Source organism: Actinoallomurus acaciae (genome assembly GCF_042429965.1).
GTDB classification, from domain to species: Bacteria; Actinomycetota; Actinomycetes; order Streptosporangiales; family Streptosporangiaceae; genus Actinoallomurus; species Actinoallomurus acaciae.
The window spans coordinates 1-966 of the sequence record NZ_JBHLZP010001146.1 but is presented as its reverse complement, the minus strand read 5'-3'; the positions used below and the strand labels follow the sequence as shown (position 1 = coordinate 966).

The following is a 966-nucleotide window of genomic DNA, read 5'->3' as shown; positions in this document are numbered from 1 at the left end:
GGACGGTCGCCGACCCCGCACGCGTCGTGCTCGCCGTCACCGCGGCGATCGGCGACGGCGACCTGTTCGGGGCCGGCGCGGACCGTACGCCGCTCGAACGCCTCGGCGCCATGCTCGCCGGGCACGACCTGCTCCTCGTCCTCGACAACTGTGAGCACGTCGTCGACGCCGCCGCCCGCCTCGCCGAGCATCTCCTCGCCGCGGCGCCGGGCGTCACCATCCTCGCCACGAGCCGGGAGCCCCTCGCGATCGCGGGCGAGACGCTCGTGCCGCTGGCGCCGCTCGGCCTCGACGGGCCCGCGGCCCCCGCCGTCGCGCTCTTCACCGACCGCGCCCGTGCGGTACGGCCCGGCTTCGTCGCCAATGACGCCGTGGCCGGTGTCTGCCGTGAGCTGGACGGCATCCCGCTGGCGATCGAACTGGCCGCCGCCCGGCTGCGGTCGCTGACGCTCGGGCAGCTCACCGAGCGGATCGGCGACCGGTTCGGGCTGCTCGAACGCGGCAGCCGCACGTCGCTGCCGCGTCACCGTACGCTGCGGGCCGTCGTCGACTGGAGCTGGGACCTGCTCGACGACGCCGAGCGCGCGGTGCTCCGCCGGCTGTCGGTCTTCCCCGGCGGGGCGACGGTGGAGGCCGTCACCGAGGTCTGCGCGCCCGAGGGCGATCCGGTCGACCTGCTCGCCGGGCTGGTCGACAAGTCGCTGCTCATCATGGCCGAGACCGACCAGGGCGTCCGGTACCGCATGCTGGAGACCGTCCGCGAGTACGCCGGGGAGCGCCTGGACCGGTCGGAGGAGGCCGGGCGCGTACGGGAGGCGCACGCCGCGTACTTCCTGGCCCTGGCCGAGACCGCCGAACCCCGGCTGCGCGGCCCCGCGCAGCTCGCCTGGCTGGCACGCCTCGACGCCGAGCAGGGCAACCTGGACGCCGCGCTCGGCCACGCGCTCGCCCGCGGCGACCACGAGC

At 76.3% G+C, this 966-nt stretch carries 1 protein-coding gene; it reads left to right on the top strand.

Features of this window, described 5'->3' with window-relative positions; genetic code table 11:
- Nucleotides 1-966, top strand: a 966-nt coding sequence (locus ACFFNX_RS51200) for an ATP-binding protein (RefSeq protein ID WP_446678578.1), incomplete at both ends; no start/stop codon positions are given.